Annotated in this window: 14 protein-coding genes; 6 read left to right on the top strand and 8 right to left on the bottom strand. The window is 46.6% G+C overall.

Annotated elements, in window-relative coordinates:
• Positions 1-5 precede the first annotated feature (5 nt).
• The 3 genes from MN199_RS12925 to MN199_RS12915 are packed head-to-tail and all read right to left on the bottom strand — an operon-like array spanning position 6 to position 1,730.
• Positions 6-260, bottom strand: coding sequence for a phosphopantetheine-binding protein (locus tag MN199_RS12925; RefSeq protein WP_132586347.1), 255 nt, complete (start codon positions 258-260; stop codon positions 6-8).
• The gene (locus MN199_RS12920) at positions 235-1,026 is read right to left on the bottom strand and encodes a lysophospholipid acyltransferase family protein (RefSeq protein ID WP_132586350.1); all 792 of its coding nucleotides are present in this window, start codon (positions 1,024-1,026) and stop codon (positions 235-237) included. Before MN199_RS12920 ends, MN199_RS12925 begins: the two co-directional genes overlap by 26 nt.
• On the bottom strand, positions 1,026-1,730 hold the full coding sequence (locus MN199_RS12915) for a beta-ketoacyl synthase chain length factor (RefSeq protein ID WP_335739700.1): 705 nt from the start codon (positions 1,728-1,730) through the stop codon (positions 1,026-1,028). Before MN199_RS12915 ends, MN199_RS12920 begins: the two co-directional genes overlap by 1 nt.
• Positions 1,731-2,283: 553 nt before the next feature.
• Here MN199_RS12915 and MN199_RS12910 point away from each other — a divergent pair.
• Together MN199_RS12910 and MN199_RS12905 are read left to right on the top strand one after the other, a co-directional pair.
• Positions 2,284-2,859: a 4'-phosphopantetheinyl transferase family protein gene (locus MN199_RS12910; RefSeq protein ID WP_335739699.1), complete on the top strand. Its 576-nt coding sequence runs from the start codon at positions 2,284-2,286 to the stop codon at positions 2,857-2,859.
• Between the two features lie 95 nt (positions 2,860-2,954).
• A complete protein-coding gene (locus MN199_RS12905; protein ID WP_335739698.1) occupies positions 2,955-3,197 on the top strand; it encodes a GlsB/YeaQ/YmgE family stress response membrane protein in 243 nt (80 codons plus the stop codon).
• 20 nt (positions 3,198-3,217) lie between these two features.
• Here MN199_RS12905 and MN199_RS12900 read toward each other — a convergent pair whose 3' ends face one another.
• Entirely contained in the window at positions 3,218-3,460 is a 243-nt protein-coding gene (locus MN199_RS12900) for a DUF1289 domain-containing protein (protein ID WP_335739697.1), read from the bottom strand.
• 399 nt (positions 3,461-3,859) lie between these two features.
• On the opposite strand from MN199_RS12900, the gene ilvG reads away from it, so the two are divergent.
• From ilvG to ilvA, 4 genes are read left to right on the top strand one after another with little or no spacing between them, the layout of a single operon-like run.
• Entirely contained in the window at positions 3,860-5,515 is a 1,656-nt protein-coding gene (gene ilvG, locus MN199_RS12895; protein ID WP_335739696.1) for an acetolactate synthase 2 catalytic subunit, read from the top strand.
• Positions 5,512-5,766 (top strand): acetolactate synthase 2 small subunit, encoded by a 255-nt coding sequence (gene ilvM / locus MN199_RS12890; RefSeq protein ID WP_132586398.1) that lies wholly within the window; start codon positions 5,512-5,514, stop codon positions 5,764-5,766. Before ilvG ends, ilvM begins: the two co-directional genes overlap by 4 nt.
• 42 nt (positions 5,767-5,808) lie before the next feature.
• On the top strand, positions 5,809-7,659 hold the full coding sequence (gene ilvD / locus MN199_RS12885) for a dihydroxy-acid dehydratase (protein WP_335739695.1): 1,851 nt from the start codon (positions 5,809-5,811) through the stop codon (positions 7,657-7,659).
• The gene (ilvA, locus tag MN199_RS12880) at positions 7,659-9,227 is read left to right on the top strand and encodes a threonine ammonia-lyase, biosynthetic (protein WP_335739694.1); all 1,569 of its coding nucleotides are present in this window, start codon (positions 7,659-7,661) and stop codon (positions 9,225-9,227) included. The genes ilvD and ilvA overlap by 1 nt, the downstream gene beginning before the upstream one ends.
• 102 nt (positions 9,228-9,329) lie before the next feature.
• Here ilvA and MN199_RS12875 read toward each other — a convergent pair whose 3' ends face one another.
• From MN199_RS12875 to MN199_RS12860, 4 genes are all read right to left on the bottom strand, one after another.
• Positions 9,330-9,647: a CcdB family protein gene (locus tag MN199_RS12875; RefSeq protein ID WP_335739693.1), complete on the bottom strand. Its 318-nt coding sequence runs from the start codon at positions 9,645-9,647 to the stop codon at positions 9,330-9,332.
• Positions 9,647-9,892, bottom strand: coding sequence for a type II toxin-antitoxin system CcdA family antitoxin (locus MN199_RS12870; protein WP_132586411.1), 246 nt, complete (start codon positions 9,890-9,892; stop codon positions 9,647-9,649). Before MN199_RS12870 ends, MN199_RS12875 begins: the two co-directional genes overlap by 1 nt.
• A 103-nt stretch (positions 9,893-9,995) precedes the next feature.
• A complete protein-coding gene (locus tag MN199_RS12865) occupies positions 9,996-13,055 on the bottom strand; it encodes an efflux RND transporter permease subunit (protein WP_132586414.1) in 3,060 nt (1,019 codons plus the stop codon).
• Positions 13,052-16,129, bottom strand: a complete 3,078-nt coding sequence (locus tag MN199_RS12860) for a multidrug efflux RND transporter permease subunit (RefSeq protein WP_335739692.1) — start codon at positions 16,127-16,129, stop codon at positions 13,052-13,054. Before MN199_RS12860 ends, MN199_RS12865 begins: the two co-directional genes overlap by 4 nt.
• Between the last annotated feature and the right edge of the window lies 1 nt (position 16,130).

Here is a 16,130-nt window from a genome sequence, read left to right as displayed (position 1 = left end):
TCCAGTTACTGCTGTTGGCTAACATACAATGCCAGCTTATTCAGGCTGGCAAAATGCTGTTTATTTTGTTCAGAGTTTGCATCAGGTTTAATGTTATATTGTTTTTTTAATGCTTGGCCTAATTCCAGCGCATCAATTGAATCTAGCCCTAAGCCGTCAACAAATAACGGTGCGTCATCATCTATGTCATCTGGAGTAATATCTTCTAACTCCAATGTAGTAATAATCAGCTGCTTAAGTTCGAGTTTCAAAGAGTTCATGTTGCTTTACTGCCTGTTGATAAAAAATTTGTAAATCCCTAGTAAGCTGACGTGCAGCTAACGAAGGGGACTGAATAGTTTCTAAATTATCGTCTAGTTGAATATCTTTCAAATACTGAATGCTCAACCTAGGCTTTGTTGCCGGTACCTGGTACCACTTTTCTTGTTTGGTGAGGGTACTTGGCTGACAACAAATATACAATGCTAGATATCCACGCCTTGCTCGCAGCCCGATATTGGCTGCCCCGCGTTGAAAAAACAACTCAGCTCCTGGTGTAGTACGCGTGCCCTCTGGAAAAATAATTAAATTATTGCCTTTTTGCAAAGATGCAGCGCAATCATCTAATAATTTATCCGGATCGGAGTTACTAATATAGCCAGTGCTAGTAATCACACCTCGCATAAACGGGTTACGAAATAGCTGCGCTTTAACCACGCAGTCGGCTTGCGGAGTCATCGCAATTAATGCAACCACATCAATTAAGCTAGGATGGTTAGCAATAATAATCTGACCACGTGCCTCACGCAGTTTAGTTGCCGCAGTTAAATTAAAATTAAAAATGCCAACAAACCGCATTAAAGCAATAAAGCCTTTAAAGGTAATATGCACGGTATTGCGGGCTTGAAATTTACGTTGCTCCACATCGCGAATAAACAAACGCTGTAGCGGAAATACCGTGATAGATAGCAACACGCCGCCAACACCAAAGGATACAAAGCAAAAGCCCGTAGCTAAAATACGATACCAGTGATTTAATCTTTGCATTAGCTCACCTTACGCCACAACCATTGCCGCAGATGCCCAGCCAACTCTAATTGATTTTGTTCACCTTGTAAAAACGGCACTAATTTAAACGCTTGATCAGACTCAGCTTGGCTAGCTGCATTACTTTGCATAATAAACTGCACTAATTGCCCTTCGCTACGATGCAATAGCAGTGCTAGCGCAATTGGCATTGACGGATCTTGGCAAAATTGCTGATAAGGTTCTGGCACAGGCTCATCAGCATACACAACTAATAGCTGGGTTAAATCTGGCTCGCTACTAAAGCGCGCTGCTGCTTCTAATACGGCATAATGCAAAGTATCTGCGCCTGCTGCAATCGCATTACTGTCAGCTTGATTCTGGCTATACATACTAAATTGACCACTAATAGCGTTATGTACCGATAAAGCAAACTGTGAGGGCGATAATTCTTCTTGGCGACCAAGCTGCTGCAGCAACATTAAGGTTTTATGTAAATCGCCATGGCGCGAAGCAAAAATAGTGGGTAGTGCAGCTTTATCTTGCTGCGCACTGGCTTGCAGAGCAACATCAAATGCCAGCTTGGTTAGCTTACTTAAGCGTCGTCTAGCCATAGCAGGAACCTGAGTTAATGCAGGCTGTGTAGCTGTATTTGAATTGGCCTCATCGGCATCGTTGTTTGGCGACGGCATCCAAATTGCCCACGATTTTATATATAAATCCATATAAACTTCTGCCTTACAGAAAACAACACCATCAAAAACGGCGTATCATATATAAAGTACTCATAAAAACAAATTAAAAATATTCTATATTGATTGAGCCATAGGGCAGTTAACGTGCAAAATCCGTAGCCTTATAAATTGAACGGACCAGCTTAACAAACTGGTTTCTTCGGTGTGCGATCCCTGACAACAGGCTGACAACATTCAGGTTGATTGTCTTGCTGTAAAACCTGTTACACCCTATCCATTCCCTTGGCCTTTTGTCTGCTTTTTTACGGCTTTCCAGAAACAGTATTACAAGTTCCGCAACCATTCCTCGTTTTTTGCAAAGCCCATTGGCGCAGCAGTTGTTGCATAATACCCCTGTGGACACCTTAATTGGCTGCCGCTTTATGTGGTTAATAGCGCAAGAAAAGGTTAAAACTCATTTAGAATAACTACAAGCCAAATTGATCGAACTCTATCGCAGCAACAAACCATTGTCACGATTGGTAACAGTTAATCTATAACGTATAATTTTAATTAGTTTGGCTATACAAAACAGGGTGTAAATATGATTTGGCTAGGTTACCGGTTACAACTACTGCCCTTAATGCAGTGCCGCGAGTACCTAACTGATATTGAATGGCAATATGCGCAAACACTAAGCACCAAAAGAGCCCAGCAATTTTGCAATGGTCGCGCCCTAGTTCGCAAGTTATTGCAGCAGTATCATGACATTAGCTGTGACAACATAATAATTGTTCTGCCAACCGATAAAGCGCCAACTTTAAGTATTTTAGGCGAACCATGGCAGCTATCTATCAGCCATTCAGCACAGGCAGTAGCGGTGGCAGTAAGCCAAAGCAATCAACTGGGCGTAGATATTGAGCAAATTAAAACGCGAAACATTATTGAATTTTCCGCTGAATATACTGCACTGTCTGGGGCCGAAAATTTAACTGAATTTTATCAACGTTGGACAACAGCAGAGGCTTACAGCAAGTATAGCGGTGAGCCGTTACTCAACCTATTGCAGCAATCAGCTAAGCTACAGCAGCCACAGCATCACTTATCATTACAAGGTTATATGTTGTGTTTAATGTATCAATATGTTGATGCTAAACTAGAAATAAACGAACAAAAATAGGCTGGAAATTAAATAGTAGCTTGGTATTTTAATGACTTAATACTAGGCTTGAGCTAACTTATAACCAACCACGTTTATAATAAAAAGGATGTTTTATGAATTTTATTTTGTTTTTAATTATCGGTGCAGTAGCTGGATGGTTAGCAGGGCTTATTATGAAAGGCCGTGGCTTTGGCCTTCTTGGTAATATGGTTGTCGGCATTGTTGGCGCGTTTCTCGGTGGCTTTCTTTTCGGCATACTGGGGTTAGCATCTTACGGCTTAATTGGCTCTTTAGTAACAGCAACTGTTGGCGCTGTAGTGTTATTGTTTTTAATTAGTGTAGTAAAAAAGAACTAATAATAACTACCCATCTAACCTCAAAATAAATCTAACGACTCGCCAGCTTGTGGTGAGTCGCTATCTTTTTTACTTTTCGCATTTAACCTAGCTCGGCGCTGCGACAATAATTTTAAAATATGTGCTCGCTCAGCAACTGGCTTTTGGTGCCAGTTAAATCGCTCGTCGCGTGAACGCAAGCAGCCTAAACAGTAACCACGGCTATTGCTTTGGCACACGCCAATACAAGGGTTTGGTAGATCAAACAGTTCTAACTGATCCACACCACTAGGCTCACTAATTTACACATAGTGTAAGTGTACGCTGAGAACTCTTTACCACGCAAACCCAGAGCAGAAACTGACTATTTTTTGTCTAATTGAAAAAACTGTTTGACTTCGGATTGATAGACGGCTATTTCTAATAGTCATTCGGTCTGTGTTGCAGACTACCTAATTAAAAAATATCTAACTAAGTAAATAGGTCAGAATAATATTATGCGTTTAGCTGCCATTCTTAACATTATTGTCCTCGTCGTGGTGATTATTAGTCGCCGCGGGGGCGCGTGTTTGGAAAAAATAAAGTAGCTTAGGCGAATTCCAACCAACCCCCGCTCCGAAAGGACCGGGGGTTTTTTCGTTTTTGGGCATTAAAAAAGTTAACCAGAGCAAGAGGATAAAATAATGAAAGGCGCAGAGTTGGTAATACAGGTGCTGCAGCAACACGGAGTGGATACCATTTTTGGCTATCCCGGCGGCGCTATTATGCCGATTTACGATGCCTTGTATCAAAGCAACGTAAAGCACTATCTGTGTCGACATGAACAAGGCGGCGCGTTCTCAGCTATTGGTTACGCCAGAGCATCGGGTAAAGTGGGCGTTTGCATGGCCACCTCTGGCCCTGGCGCAACCAATATCATTACCTCGCTAGCCGACGCGTTATTAGACTCAGTGCCGGTAGTAGCAATAACCGGGCAGGTGTCGCAAGCGGTAATGGGTTCTGATGCCTTTCAAGAAGTTGACGTTTTAGGCTTAAGTTTAGCCATAACTAAACACAGTTTTATGGTGCGCAGCGTGCAAGAGCTAGAGGCTACCTTGCATCAAGCCTTTGCTATTGCACAAAGTGGCCGGCCGGGACCTGTGTTAATCGACATTCCTAAAGACGTGCAATTAGCCGAGATTGACTACCGACCCAGCCCATTTACCAAGCACAGTGCCACAGCAATCAGCACCTCGTTAACTAATGCAGCTAAAGCGCGCCAGTTAATTGCGGCAGCAAAAAAACCGATGGCCTATATCGGTGGTGGCGTGCATATGGCCGGTGCCATGGCGCAATTACAGCAATTTTTAGCCGACAATCCTATGCCATCTGTTACCACATTAAAAGGCATGGGCTCGGTAGCCAAAGACAACCCACATTATTTAGGCATGCTGGGTATGCACGGCACGCAAGCGGCAAACTTCGCGGTGCAGCAGTGCGACTTGCTGATTTGTTTAGGTGCACGTTTTGACGACCGCGTAACCGGCAACCTGCAAAAATTTGCCCCTGAAGCCAAGGTTATTCATGTTGATATTGATCCGGCCGAAATTAATAAAGTACGCTTTGCTGATGCGGCTTTGTTGGGCGATATGCAACAAATTTTACCGGCAATATCATCTAGCACTAACTGCCCAAACTGGTTGGCACATTGCGCAATGTTAAAGCAGCAACACGGCTGGCGTTATGATCACCCGGGCGAGCGTATTTTCGCGCCCTTAATGTTAAAGCAATTAAGCGATCGCATGCCAGATAACAGCGTAGTGTGCTGTGATGTGGGCCAGCACCAAATGTGGGTGGCGCAACATATGCGTTTTAATAACCCGCGTAACCATTTATCTAGCGGCGGTTTAGGCACTATGGGTTTTGGTTTACCAGCAGCCATTGGCGCTAAATTAGCGCGGCCGCAAGACACCGTTATTGCCGTATCAGGCGATGGCTCTTTTATGATGAACGTACAAGAGTTAGCCACCATTAAACGTTTTCGCTTGCCAGTAAAAATAGTCATTATCGATAACCAACGCTTAGGCATGGTAAAGCAATGGCAGCAGTTATTTTTTAACGAACGCTATAGCGAAACCGATTTATCTGACAACCCCGATTTTGTTGCTTTGGCCTCAGCTTTTGCCATTCCAGGCCACAGCATTACCCGCAAAGATGAAGTAGAAAGCGCGTTAGAAGCCATGTTTACTTGGCCTGGGCCGTACTTACTGCATGTAAGTATTGATGAAAAAGACAACGTTTGGCCATTAGTACCACCAGGTGCCGCCAATGAAGATATGATCACGGAGCAAAAAGCATGAACCACGTATTAAATATCACCACCAACAACACACCGGCCATAGTTGAGCGCTTGCTGCAGGTTACGCGCTATCGCGGTTACGAGTTAGCCGGCTTAGAACTGGCAAGCCACGCTGATGCCAGCAGCTTATGTATAACGTTAACCGTTCGCAGCGATAAACCTATTCAGCTGCTAACTAACCAACTGCATAAACTGTATGACATTCAGCAGCTAGAGCTGGTGTCTGCTGACTTAGCCATGTTAAGAGCTTAAAGCTATTTACCTTTTATTTTATTAAATACACGGAGTACCCTAATGCCAAAGTTAAGATCCGCCACCGTTACTGAAGGCCGCAATATGGCGGGTGCGCGTGCACTATGGCGCGCCACTGGCGTAAAAGACACCGATTTTGGCAAACCTATTGTTGCTGTCGTTAACTCTTTTGTTGAATTTGTACCAGGCCATGTGCATTTACGTGATCTGGGTAAGCTGGTTGCGCGCAGCATTGAACAAGCCGGTGGTATTGCCAAAGAATTTAATACTATTGCCGTAGATGACGGCATTGCCATGGGCCACGGCGGCATGCTGTATAGCTTGCCTTCACGCGAGCTGATTGCCGACTCGGTTGAATATATGATTAACGCGCACTGTGCCGATGCCATGGTGTGTATTTCTAACTGCGATAAAATTACCCCCGGTATGTTAATGGCGGCGCTGCGCTTAAACGTTCCGGTAGTATTTATTTCTGGCGGGCCAATGGAAGCCGGTAAAACCAAGCTGTCAGATCAAATTATTAAGCTAGATTTGGTAGATGCGATGGTATCAGCCGTTGACCCAAATGTTAGCGATGCCGACAGCGAAGAAATTGAGCGCAACGCTTGCCCCACTTGCGGCAGTTGTTCTGGCATGTTTACCGCCAACTCAATGAACTGCTTAGTTGAAGCCCTAGGCTTAGGCCAACCAGGCAATGGCTCGTTATTAGCTACGCATGCCGATCGTAAAAGCCTATTTGAGCAAGCCGGTTTTCGTATTATGGAACTATGCAATCGCTGGTACAAACACGACGATGCCAGCGCTTTACCACGTAATATTGCTAACAAAGCCGCTTTTGAAAACGCCATGATGTTAGATATCGCCATGGGCGGCTCTACCAATACCGTGTTGCATTTACTAGCCGCGGCAATTGAAGGTGAAATTGATTTTTGCATGGCCGATATCGACCGTTTATCGCGCATTGTGCCGCACCTATGCAAGGTTGCGCCGTCAACACCACAGTATCATATGGAAGACGTACACCGCGCCGGTGGCGTAATGGCTATTTTAGGCGAGCTAAACCGTGCTGGTTTATTAAACCCCAACGTACCGCACATTGCCGGTAGCAGCCTTGGTGCAGTATTAGAACAATGGGACATCACCACCACCGCTAATCAGCAAGCTAAACAAATGTATTTAGCCGGCCCAGCCGGTATTCGCACCACCCAAGCTTTCTCACAAAGTTGCCGCTACCCAACACTAGATGATGACCGCGAACAGGGCTGCATTCGCAGCAAAACCCATGCCTATTCGCAAGACGGTGGTTTGGCTGTGCTGTTTGGTAACTTAGCGCCAAACGGCTGTATTGTTAAAACCGCAGGCGTAGAAAAAGAAAGCCTAGTGTTTAGTGGTCGCGCACGTATTTTTGAAAGCCAAGAAGAGTCCGTTTCAGCCATTTTAAAAGGCCACATTGTTGCTGGCGACGTGGTAATTATTCGCTATGAAGGCCCTAAAGGTGGCCCAGGCATGCAAGAAATGCTGTACCCAACCAGCTATTTAAAATCGATGGGGTTAGGTAAAGCGTGCGCGTTGATCACCGATGGCCGTTTTTCTGGCGGCACCTCTGGCTTGTCTATTGGCCACGTTTCACCCGAAGCCGCCAGTGGCGGTGCTATTGCCCTAGTGCAAGAAGGCGATACGATTAATATCGATATTCCACAACGCAGCATTAATATTGCCATTAGCGAGCAAGAGCTGGCAGAGCGTCGCAGCGCTATGGAGGCCAAAGGCAAGCAAGGCTGGAAACCAGAAAACCGCCAGCGTAGCGTAAGCACTGCGTTAAAGGCGTATGCCTTATTAGCTAGCAGTGCCGACAAAGGTGCCGTACGCGATCTAACCATGCTGGAGCAGTAATGAGTAACCTAGCACTAGCACAAGATGACAATACCGATAGCGAGCTAATGCAGCACTATCTGCGCGAAATATTACTCTCGCCAGTATACCAAGCCGCGGTTGAAACACCGCTTGATGCCATGCCCAAGTTAAGCCAACGCTTAGGCCATAACGTGCTATTAAAGCGTGAAGACAAACAACCGGTGCACTCGTTTAAACTGCGCGGTGCCTTTCATAAACTACATAAAGTACAGCAGCAAAACCCAGAGGCGCGCATAGTGTGTGCATCCGCAGGCAACCATGCCCAAGGCGTAGCGCTATCGGCCAGTAAGTTGGGTTTAAACGCCACCATTGTAATGCCTATTACCACGCCAGAAATAAAAGTTGCGGCAGTTAAAGCCTTAGGTGGCAATGTAGTGCTGCATGGCACCGCGTTTGATGAAGCCAATAGCTATGCTATTAACCTCGCTAAAACTGAAGGCGCACAATATATTCCGCCGTTTGACGATGCCGATGTTATTGCCGGGCAAGGTACAGTTGCCAAAGAGTTATTAAGCCAGCATAACCAGCTAAACACGGTGTTTATTCCGGTTGGCGGCGGCGGTTTATTGGCTGGCATGGCGGTATATATCAAAGCCATACAACCTAATGTACGCGTAATAGGCGTTGAACCAGAAGATGCCGCCTGCTTAAAAGCGGCGTTGCATGCTGGCGAACCGGTAACGCTGGGGCGAGTAGGCTTATTTGCCGACGGCGTGGCGGTAAAGCGTATCGGTAACGAAACCTTTAACCTTGCCAAACGGTTTTGCGATGACGTTATCACGGTAACCAGCGATGAAATATGCGCGGCAATTAAAGATATTTTTGATGATTTACGTGCTGTAGCTGAACCCGCAGGCGCTTTAGCCTTAGCCGGTTTAAAAAAATACAGCCAACAACGGCCAAGTAGTGTGCTAGCCAAACCACAACAACTGGCCGCAGTGCTAAGTGGCGCTAACCTTAATTTTGATACGCTACGTTATGTGTCAGAGCGCTGTGAGCTAGGCGAGAAAAAAGAAGCGGTTTTCGCGGTAACGATACCCGAAGAAAAAGGTAGCTTTCGTCGCTTTTGCCAAACCTTGGGTGGCCGCGCAATCACAGAATTTAACTACCGCTATGCTAGTGATAATAAAGCGCATATTTTTGTTGGTATAAAACTACGTTATGGCCAGCAAGAATTAAATACCGTAACCACACTGCTTGCTGAAGCCGGCTACGATTTTCAAGATCTATCCGACGACGAACTTGCCAAGCTGCATGTACGCTATATGGTCGGCGGTATGCCGCCTCGGCAACTAAGCGAACAGGTATACCAGTTTAATTTTCCAGAATACCCGGGCGCGTTAATGAATTTCTTAAACACCTTGGGCGAGCACTGGAATATTACCTTGTTTCACTATCGCAACCACGGCGCCGCTACTGGCGATGTGCTAGCCGGGTTTGAAATAGCCGAGCATGCTGATATTAAACCGCACTTAGAAACACTTGGTTACCAATACCAGCTGGTTAGCAATAACCGCAGCTATCAAACATTTTTAACGGCAGTTTGAAAACTTAATATTAAGCGCTCGGCTTTAACGGCCAGCCGTAGCTTGTTGGTAGTAAGTCTGATTTTGCTACTGAGAAAAAATAGCTAGCGGCAAATACCGCCGTTAAATACCCGTAACCAAAAAATCTATCGCGGTAATAATTTCACCTCGATAAGAGGTTATTGAGCATTCATGTATTTTTAAAAAGCTCGCAGATACACTGGTGATCTGGTGCGTTAACACAGCGTAATCCTTATGCTTTATTTTGATAACCGGGCAAAGATTATTAGGGAAGCTTTTATCTGATGTGCCTGCTGGGGTTAGCGGAATTACAACTCTGCTATTTAATGTATCAAGTAGGCCAGTTTGGATATTAATAAAATAAGGGTACGTTTTATTTGTACCCTTATCAGTATTCACGTATACGTCAAACTGTTTCATTAAAAGGCTCTGTGCTTATCAGCAAAAAGGCCACTATTCTCAGCAAGCTCATTGCAAGCATCGATAGCGTGCTGGTTGTCCTCTAGCCATTGTTTACGCCGCTCGGTACGTATCTTCTCGGTAAGCGCCTGCTCTAGCGTTGCAGATAAATTTATTTTCAAAGCACGAGCCTCAGCCAACAACTCTTTATTGATACTAAGGTTCGCTGGCTTTTTAGCGGTGTGTTTATCAGTTATCGGTTGCATCAGCTTTGCTCACAACATCGGTTATACGCATTGATCATGCGCACTAGCCTAGTAGCGTGCATTTAACAAGTCAAGCAAACCAAGGCATAAATATTAGGTTTTGCTATTGCTCGGCCTTCACCGAGCTAGTTACGCTTTTACGCCGCAGTTTGCTAATTAACAAGTACATTGCTGGCGTAGTGTACAGCGTTAAAAACTGACTTAATAACAAGCCTCCGACAATAGTAATACCTAGCGGCTGGCGCAGTTCTGAACCCTCGCCACTGCCTAATAATAACGGCAATGCGCCTAATAGGGCGGCAAAGTTGGTCATTAAAATTGGCCGTAACCGTTGCTGGGCGGCCAAGGCTACTGCGTCTTTGGCCGACAAGCCTTGTTGGCGCTCGGCTGCCAGTGCAAAGTCGACCAGCAGAATTGCGTTTTTCATTACAATGCCTATAAGTAAAAATAACCCGAGCAAGGCAATTAAGCTAAAATCACTATTGGTAACATACAAGGCTAATACCGCACCCAGCGCGGCACAGGGTAAGGTAGATAAAATAGTTAACGGTTGCAGCAGGCTTTCGTACAATACACCAAGCAGCAAATACACCGCGACAATAACACCGACAACTAGCCAAGTTTGGTCGCTAGAGCTAAACATAGCATTACGCTGATTTGCGCCACTAATTGCGTGTATTGCGCCTGGCACCATTAGCTCGGCTAAAGCTTGGTCTATGGCAGCAGACGCTTCATCTACTGTAACGCCGTCAGCTAAACCATAACCAATATTTACCGAGGCAAACTGGCCGTCGTGCTGCACGCGGTCTTGCACTAAACCATATTGATAACTCGCCACCGCTGATAACGGAATTTGATTGCCGTTTGCCGTTATTATTTGCAGTTGCTGCAACACCTCTGGCTGCGCGGTATAACCCGGCATTAGCTCCATTACCACACGGTATTGGTTTTGCTGATCATATAAGGTAGCCACTTGGCGCTGTGAAAATGAGTTATTCAGCAAGGTAGCAATAGTACGCATATCAACACCTAAGCGCTGTGCGGCTTCACGGTCAATATGCAGTTCTACTTGCTGCGCATCTTCACCACCGGGTGTACTAACGTCGACAAGCTGCGGTATTTCTTGCAGTTTTTCGCCAACTTTTTTCCCCCATTGGCGCAACAAGGCTAAATCATCTGACAATAGCTGCACTTCGTAGTCGCTACGGCTAAATGGTGATGACAAGCGAATATCTTGGTCGACGTTCATAAATAAGATGCCACCGGGTTCTTTCGGGGCGGTGTTGCGCAGGCGATCGACCACGGCACGCGCTGAAATTTTTCGCTCGGCTAATGGCTTTAACCTTACCCGCATCCACGAGTTACTTACGCCGGTATTACCACCCGCAGAGCCGGTAACATCGGCAACCGCTGGGTCTTTAAGCACATGCTGGCGGAATATTTCTATTTTTGGCTGCATCATTTGATAAGAGGCACCATCGTCGCCACGAACAAAACCGTTTAGCTGCCCAGTATCTTGCTCGGGCAATAGCCCCGACGGCACCTTGCTATACAGCCAACCGCCAGCGGCAAATAGCAGCACTAGCAGGAGTAACAACCAACGATAATGGTTAAGACCAATATCGATACTACGCCGATAAGCATTACTTAACCGTGAAAACAGCCCTGGCGATTGCTCAGCTTGCATCGGTTTTAGCAATAAAGCCGACAAACTTGGCGTAAGGGTTAACGATACCAGCAGCGAAATAACCATAGCCGCCACTAAGGTAATAGAAAACTCGCGGAACAAGCGTTCAACCAAGCCACCCATAAATAAAATAGATAAGAAAATAACAATCAGTGCTAGGTTCATACCCAATAAGGTAAAGCCAACTTCAGCCACACCTTGCCTTGCCGCCTGCAATGGCGTTAAGCCACGCTCTAAATGGCGGCGTATATTTTCAACCACTACAATGGCATCGTCGACTACTAAACCGGTAGCGACTATTAGTGCCATAACCGATAAGTTATTTAGTGAAAAATCGCACAGATACATTACGGTAAAAGAACCAATTAGCGCGATAGGTATAGTTAGGCTTGGTATTAACGCACTGCGTAAATTACCTAAAAACACCCATACCACTAACACCACTAAACCGACCGAAATAATTAAGCTTACTTGGGCTTCTTCTAGCGTGGCACGGATCACTGGGCTGCGGTCCATCACTACGGCTAAATCGGCACCGGCCGGGGTTAATGACTGCAATAGCGGTAATTGGGCATAAATTGCATCTATGGTTTCAACAATATTAGCGCCACTACGGCGGCTGACCAGCAAAATAACCGCATCTTTATCGTTATGAAAACCAGAGCTATAGCGGTTTTCAGTAGAGTCGGTAACTAAGGCAACGTCAGATAAACGAATGGCTGCGCCAGCAACGTATTTCACCACCAGATCTTGATAGTCTGAGGCTTGGCGTTGGGTTTCACTGGTGGCTATTTGCCAGCGATGTACGTCAGATTCTAATACGCCAAGCGCCACTGAAGCGTTAGCAGAGCTAATAGCAGAGCGCACTTCGTCTAACGCCACGCCATAGTGCGCTAGCATGCCGGGGTTTAGTTGCACCCTTACCGCAGGTAACGACGAGCCACTAACTTCAACTTCACCAACGCCAGTAATGCGTGATAATTTTTGTGCTAATACCGTAGTGGCGTTGTCATACAGCAGGCTGCCCGACAGATGACCAGAGCTTAACGCTAACGCCATAATAGGGGCTTGTGACGGGTTAAACTTGCGATACACCGGGTTACCGGGCATGCCCGACGGCAGCTGGCCGCGCGCTGCGTTAATAGCCGCCTGCACTTCACGCGCCGCATCGTCAACGTTACGGTCAAGCTCAAACTCTAGCCGTACTTGGGCAGAACCTTGGCTACTTGATGAACTAATACGGCGAATGCCCGAAATACTGCCCAAAGCCCGCTCTAATGGCGTAGCAACTGTTGCCGCCATACTTTCTGGGCTAGCACCGGGTAAGTTAGCACTAACCACAATCATGGGAAAGTCGATAGCTGGCAGTGGTGAAACTGGCAATAGCCGCCAGCTGAGCAAACCCAGCAACATAATGGCAATGGCAATTAGCGCGCTAGCGACTGGCCGCTGAATAAAAGGCTGCGCTAGGTTCATACCGCGCTTGCCTCTGTATCTACTAGCGCTGGGCGCTTGCTTACCAAACGGTCAAACCATAAATACACTACCGGCGTGGTAAAGAGTGTTAGCACTTGGCTAACTAACAAACCACCCACCATAACTAAACCTAGTGGTTGGCGCAGTTCGGCACCAGAACCACTAGCTAGCAACAGTGGCAAGGCACCAAACAATGCCGCTAGGGTGGTCATTAAAATAGGCCTAAAGCGCATTAGTGCGGCTTGATAAATAGCGGCTTCAGGCGTCATACCTTGGTTACGTTGGGCGTCTAGGGCAAAGTCGACCATCATAATGCCGTTTTTCTTAACTAAACCAATTAGTAGCACTATGCCGATAACCGCAATTAAATCGAGCGGTTGGCCAGTAATAAGTAAGGCCAATAAAGCGCCCACCGTTGCTGATGGTAGCGTAGATAAAATAGTTACTGGGTGAATTAGGCTCTCGTATAAAATGCCTAACACGATATACATAGTAACAATGGCCGCTAGTACTAACCATAACGTATTACTAAGCGAGGCACGAAAGGCTTCAGCTGCGCCTTGAAAGGTAAGCTCAACTTCTGGTGGCATTTGTAACTGGTGCTGCACCGCTTCTATTGCCTCAATTGCCTCACCTAAGGAATAACCCTGCGCCAAGTTAAATGACAAGGTTACGGCCGGAAATTGGCCTTGCTGGTTAATAAGCAACCGTGCCGGTCGTTGCGATACGGTAGCCACTGAAGATAAAGGCACACTGGCACCGCTGCTGGTGGTTAAATACAGCTTGTCTAAGGCATCTAGCCCTTGCACCTGCGCTGGGTCAACCTCTAGCACCACCCGATACTGATTCGACTGCGTAAATAAGGTTGAAACTTGCCGTTGGCTATAGGCACTTTGTAACACCGAGCTAATTTGCGACACACTTAGCCCTAAGCGTGCGGCCGCAGTGCGGTCAATATCAATGTAGGCTTGCAAGCCTTGCCATTGTAAGTCGTGCGCCACCTCAGATAATTCAGGCCGCTGTTGCAAGGCATCAACTAATTCTGGCAACCACTGGCTTAGCACCGCATGCTCTGGCGTGCTTAACGTAAACTGATACTGAGTACGACTAACTCTATCTTCAATACTCAATTCCTGCACCGGCTGAAACCAACCTTTAATGCCAGGCACTGCTAGCACCTGCTGTTCAAGCTGGCGAATAATTTCAACCACCGACTGCGAACGCTGCTCGTGTGGTTTTAAATTAATAAGAATACGCCCGCTGTTAATACTGCTATTGCTGCCGTCGACACCAATAAACGACGATAAGCTGCTTACGGCATCATGAGTTAGCATATTTGCGGCAAGCTCTTGCTGGCGCACTGCCATAGCGGCAAAAGAAATATCCTGCGGCGCTTCGGTAATAACCTGAATTACACCGCTGTCTTGCACCGGAAAGAAGCCTTTGGGCACCGCCATATATAAACCAGCGGTTAATGCTACTGTGGCTAGCATGGTTGCCATAGTTAAGCGCTGATGCTGCAACACCCATTGTAATGCTAACGCATAGCGGTTAATTACTCGTTGCATCAGGCTGTTTTCTTGTTCATGTGCCGGCAGTGTAGTAAGCAAGCGCGCACAAAGCATTGGCGTAAGCGTTAATGACACCACCAACGAAATTAAAATAGCCACGGCTAAGGTAGCCGCAAATTCAAAGAATAAACGCCCCACCACGTCGGCCATAAATAACAGCGGAATAAGTACGGCAATTAAGGAGAAGGTAAGTGAAATAAGCGTAAAGCCAATTTCCTTTGCGCCTTTAAACGCTGCTTCATGCGGCGATGCGCCTTGCTCACGGTGCCGTGCAATGTTTTCTAACATCACTATGGCATCGTCAACCACAAAGCCGGTGGCAATAGTTAGTGCCATTAATGTTAGGTTATTAATAGAAAAATCGAGCAACAACATAACGGCAAAGGTGCCCACTAACGATAAAGGCACGGCTAAGCTGGGAATAATAGTCGCCGGAATAGTACGTAAAAAAGCGAAGGTAACTAAAATAACTAAGAAAATAGCAAACAGCAGCTCTTTTTGTACGTCGCGTACTGACGCGCGAATACTGTTGGTACGGTCGGTTAATACCGTAACATTTACCGCGGCCGGCATAGTAGCCGTAAGCTGCGGTAATAAAGCCTGAACTTGATCAGCCACGTCAATAACGTTAGCACCAGGTTGGCGTTGAATATTCAGTAACACCGCAGGTTGGCTATTGGCCCAGGCAGCTAAAAAGCGGTCTTCTGCGCCTTGCTCTACCGTAGCTACATCTTGCAATCGCACGGGTGCGCCGCCACGCCACGCAACCACTAAGTTTTCATACTCGGCCACATCGCGAATTTGATCATTAGCATCTAGCATGGTTGAGCGAAACGGCCCGTCAAAGCTACCCTTTGGCTGATTAGTATTCGCCGCAGCAATAGCCGAGCGTAAGGTGTCTAAACTTAGGTTCATATTGGCCAGTGCCGCAGGGTTAGCCTTAACCCTAATAGCAGGACGTTGGCCACCTGCGAGGCTAATCATGCCAACACCGGGCAACTGCGCCAGTTTTTGCGCCATACGGGTATCAACAAGGTCATATACCTGCGGCAATGGCAGCGTATCTGAGGTTATTGCTAAGGTAAGAATAGGTGCATCGGCTGGGTTAACTTTGCGATAAATTGGCGGTGTGGGTAAGTCAGACGGCAATAACGACGACGCCGTGTTAATAGCGGCTTGCACTTCTTGTTCAGCCACGCCCATTTCAACCACTAGCGCAAACTGCAAGGTAATAACCGAGGCGCCAGCTGAACTGCTAGACGACATTTGCTTTAAACCGGGTATTTGCCCTAAACGCCGCTCTAGTGGCGCTGTAACGGTGCGCGCCATAATGTCGGGGCTAGCGCCGGGGTTAAAGCTAAACACCTGAATAATGGGGTAATCAACTTGCGGTAGCGCCGCAACTGGCAGCATACGCCAGCTAAGAATACCCGCAATTAAAATAGCCAGCATCAGCAAAGATGTGGCAACGGGGCGCATAATAAACGGGCGAGACATGTTCATC

Origin of the sequence: Rheinheimera metallidurans (assembly GCF_036983985.1) — a bacterium.
Taxonomy (GTDB): domain Bacteria; phylum Pseudomonadota; class Gammaproteobacteria; order Enterobacterales; family Alteromonadaceae; genus Alishewanella; species Alishewanella metallidurans.
The sequence above is the reverse complement of the archived record's forward strand: the minus strand, read 5'-3'. Positions and strand labels throughout refer to the sequence as shown.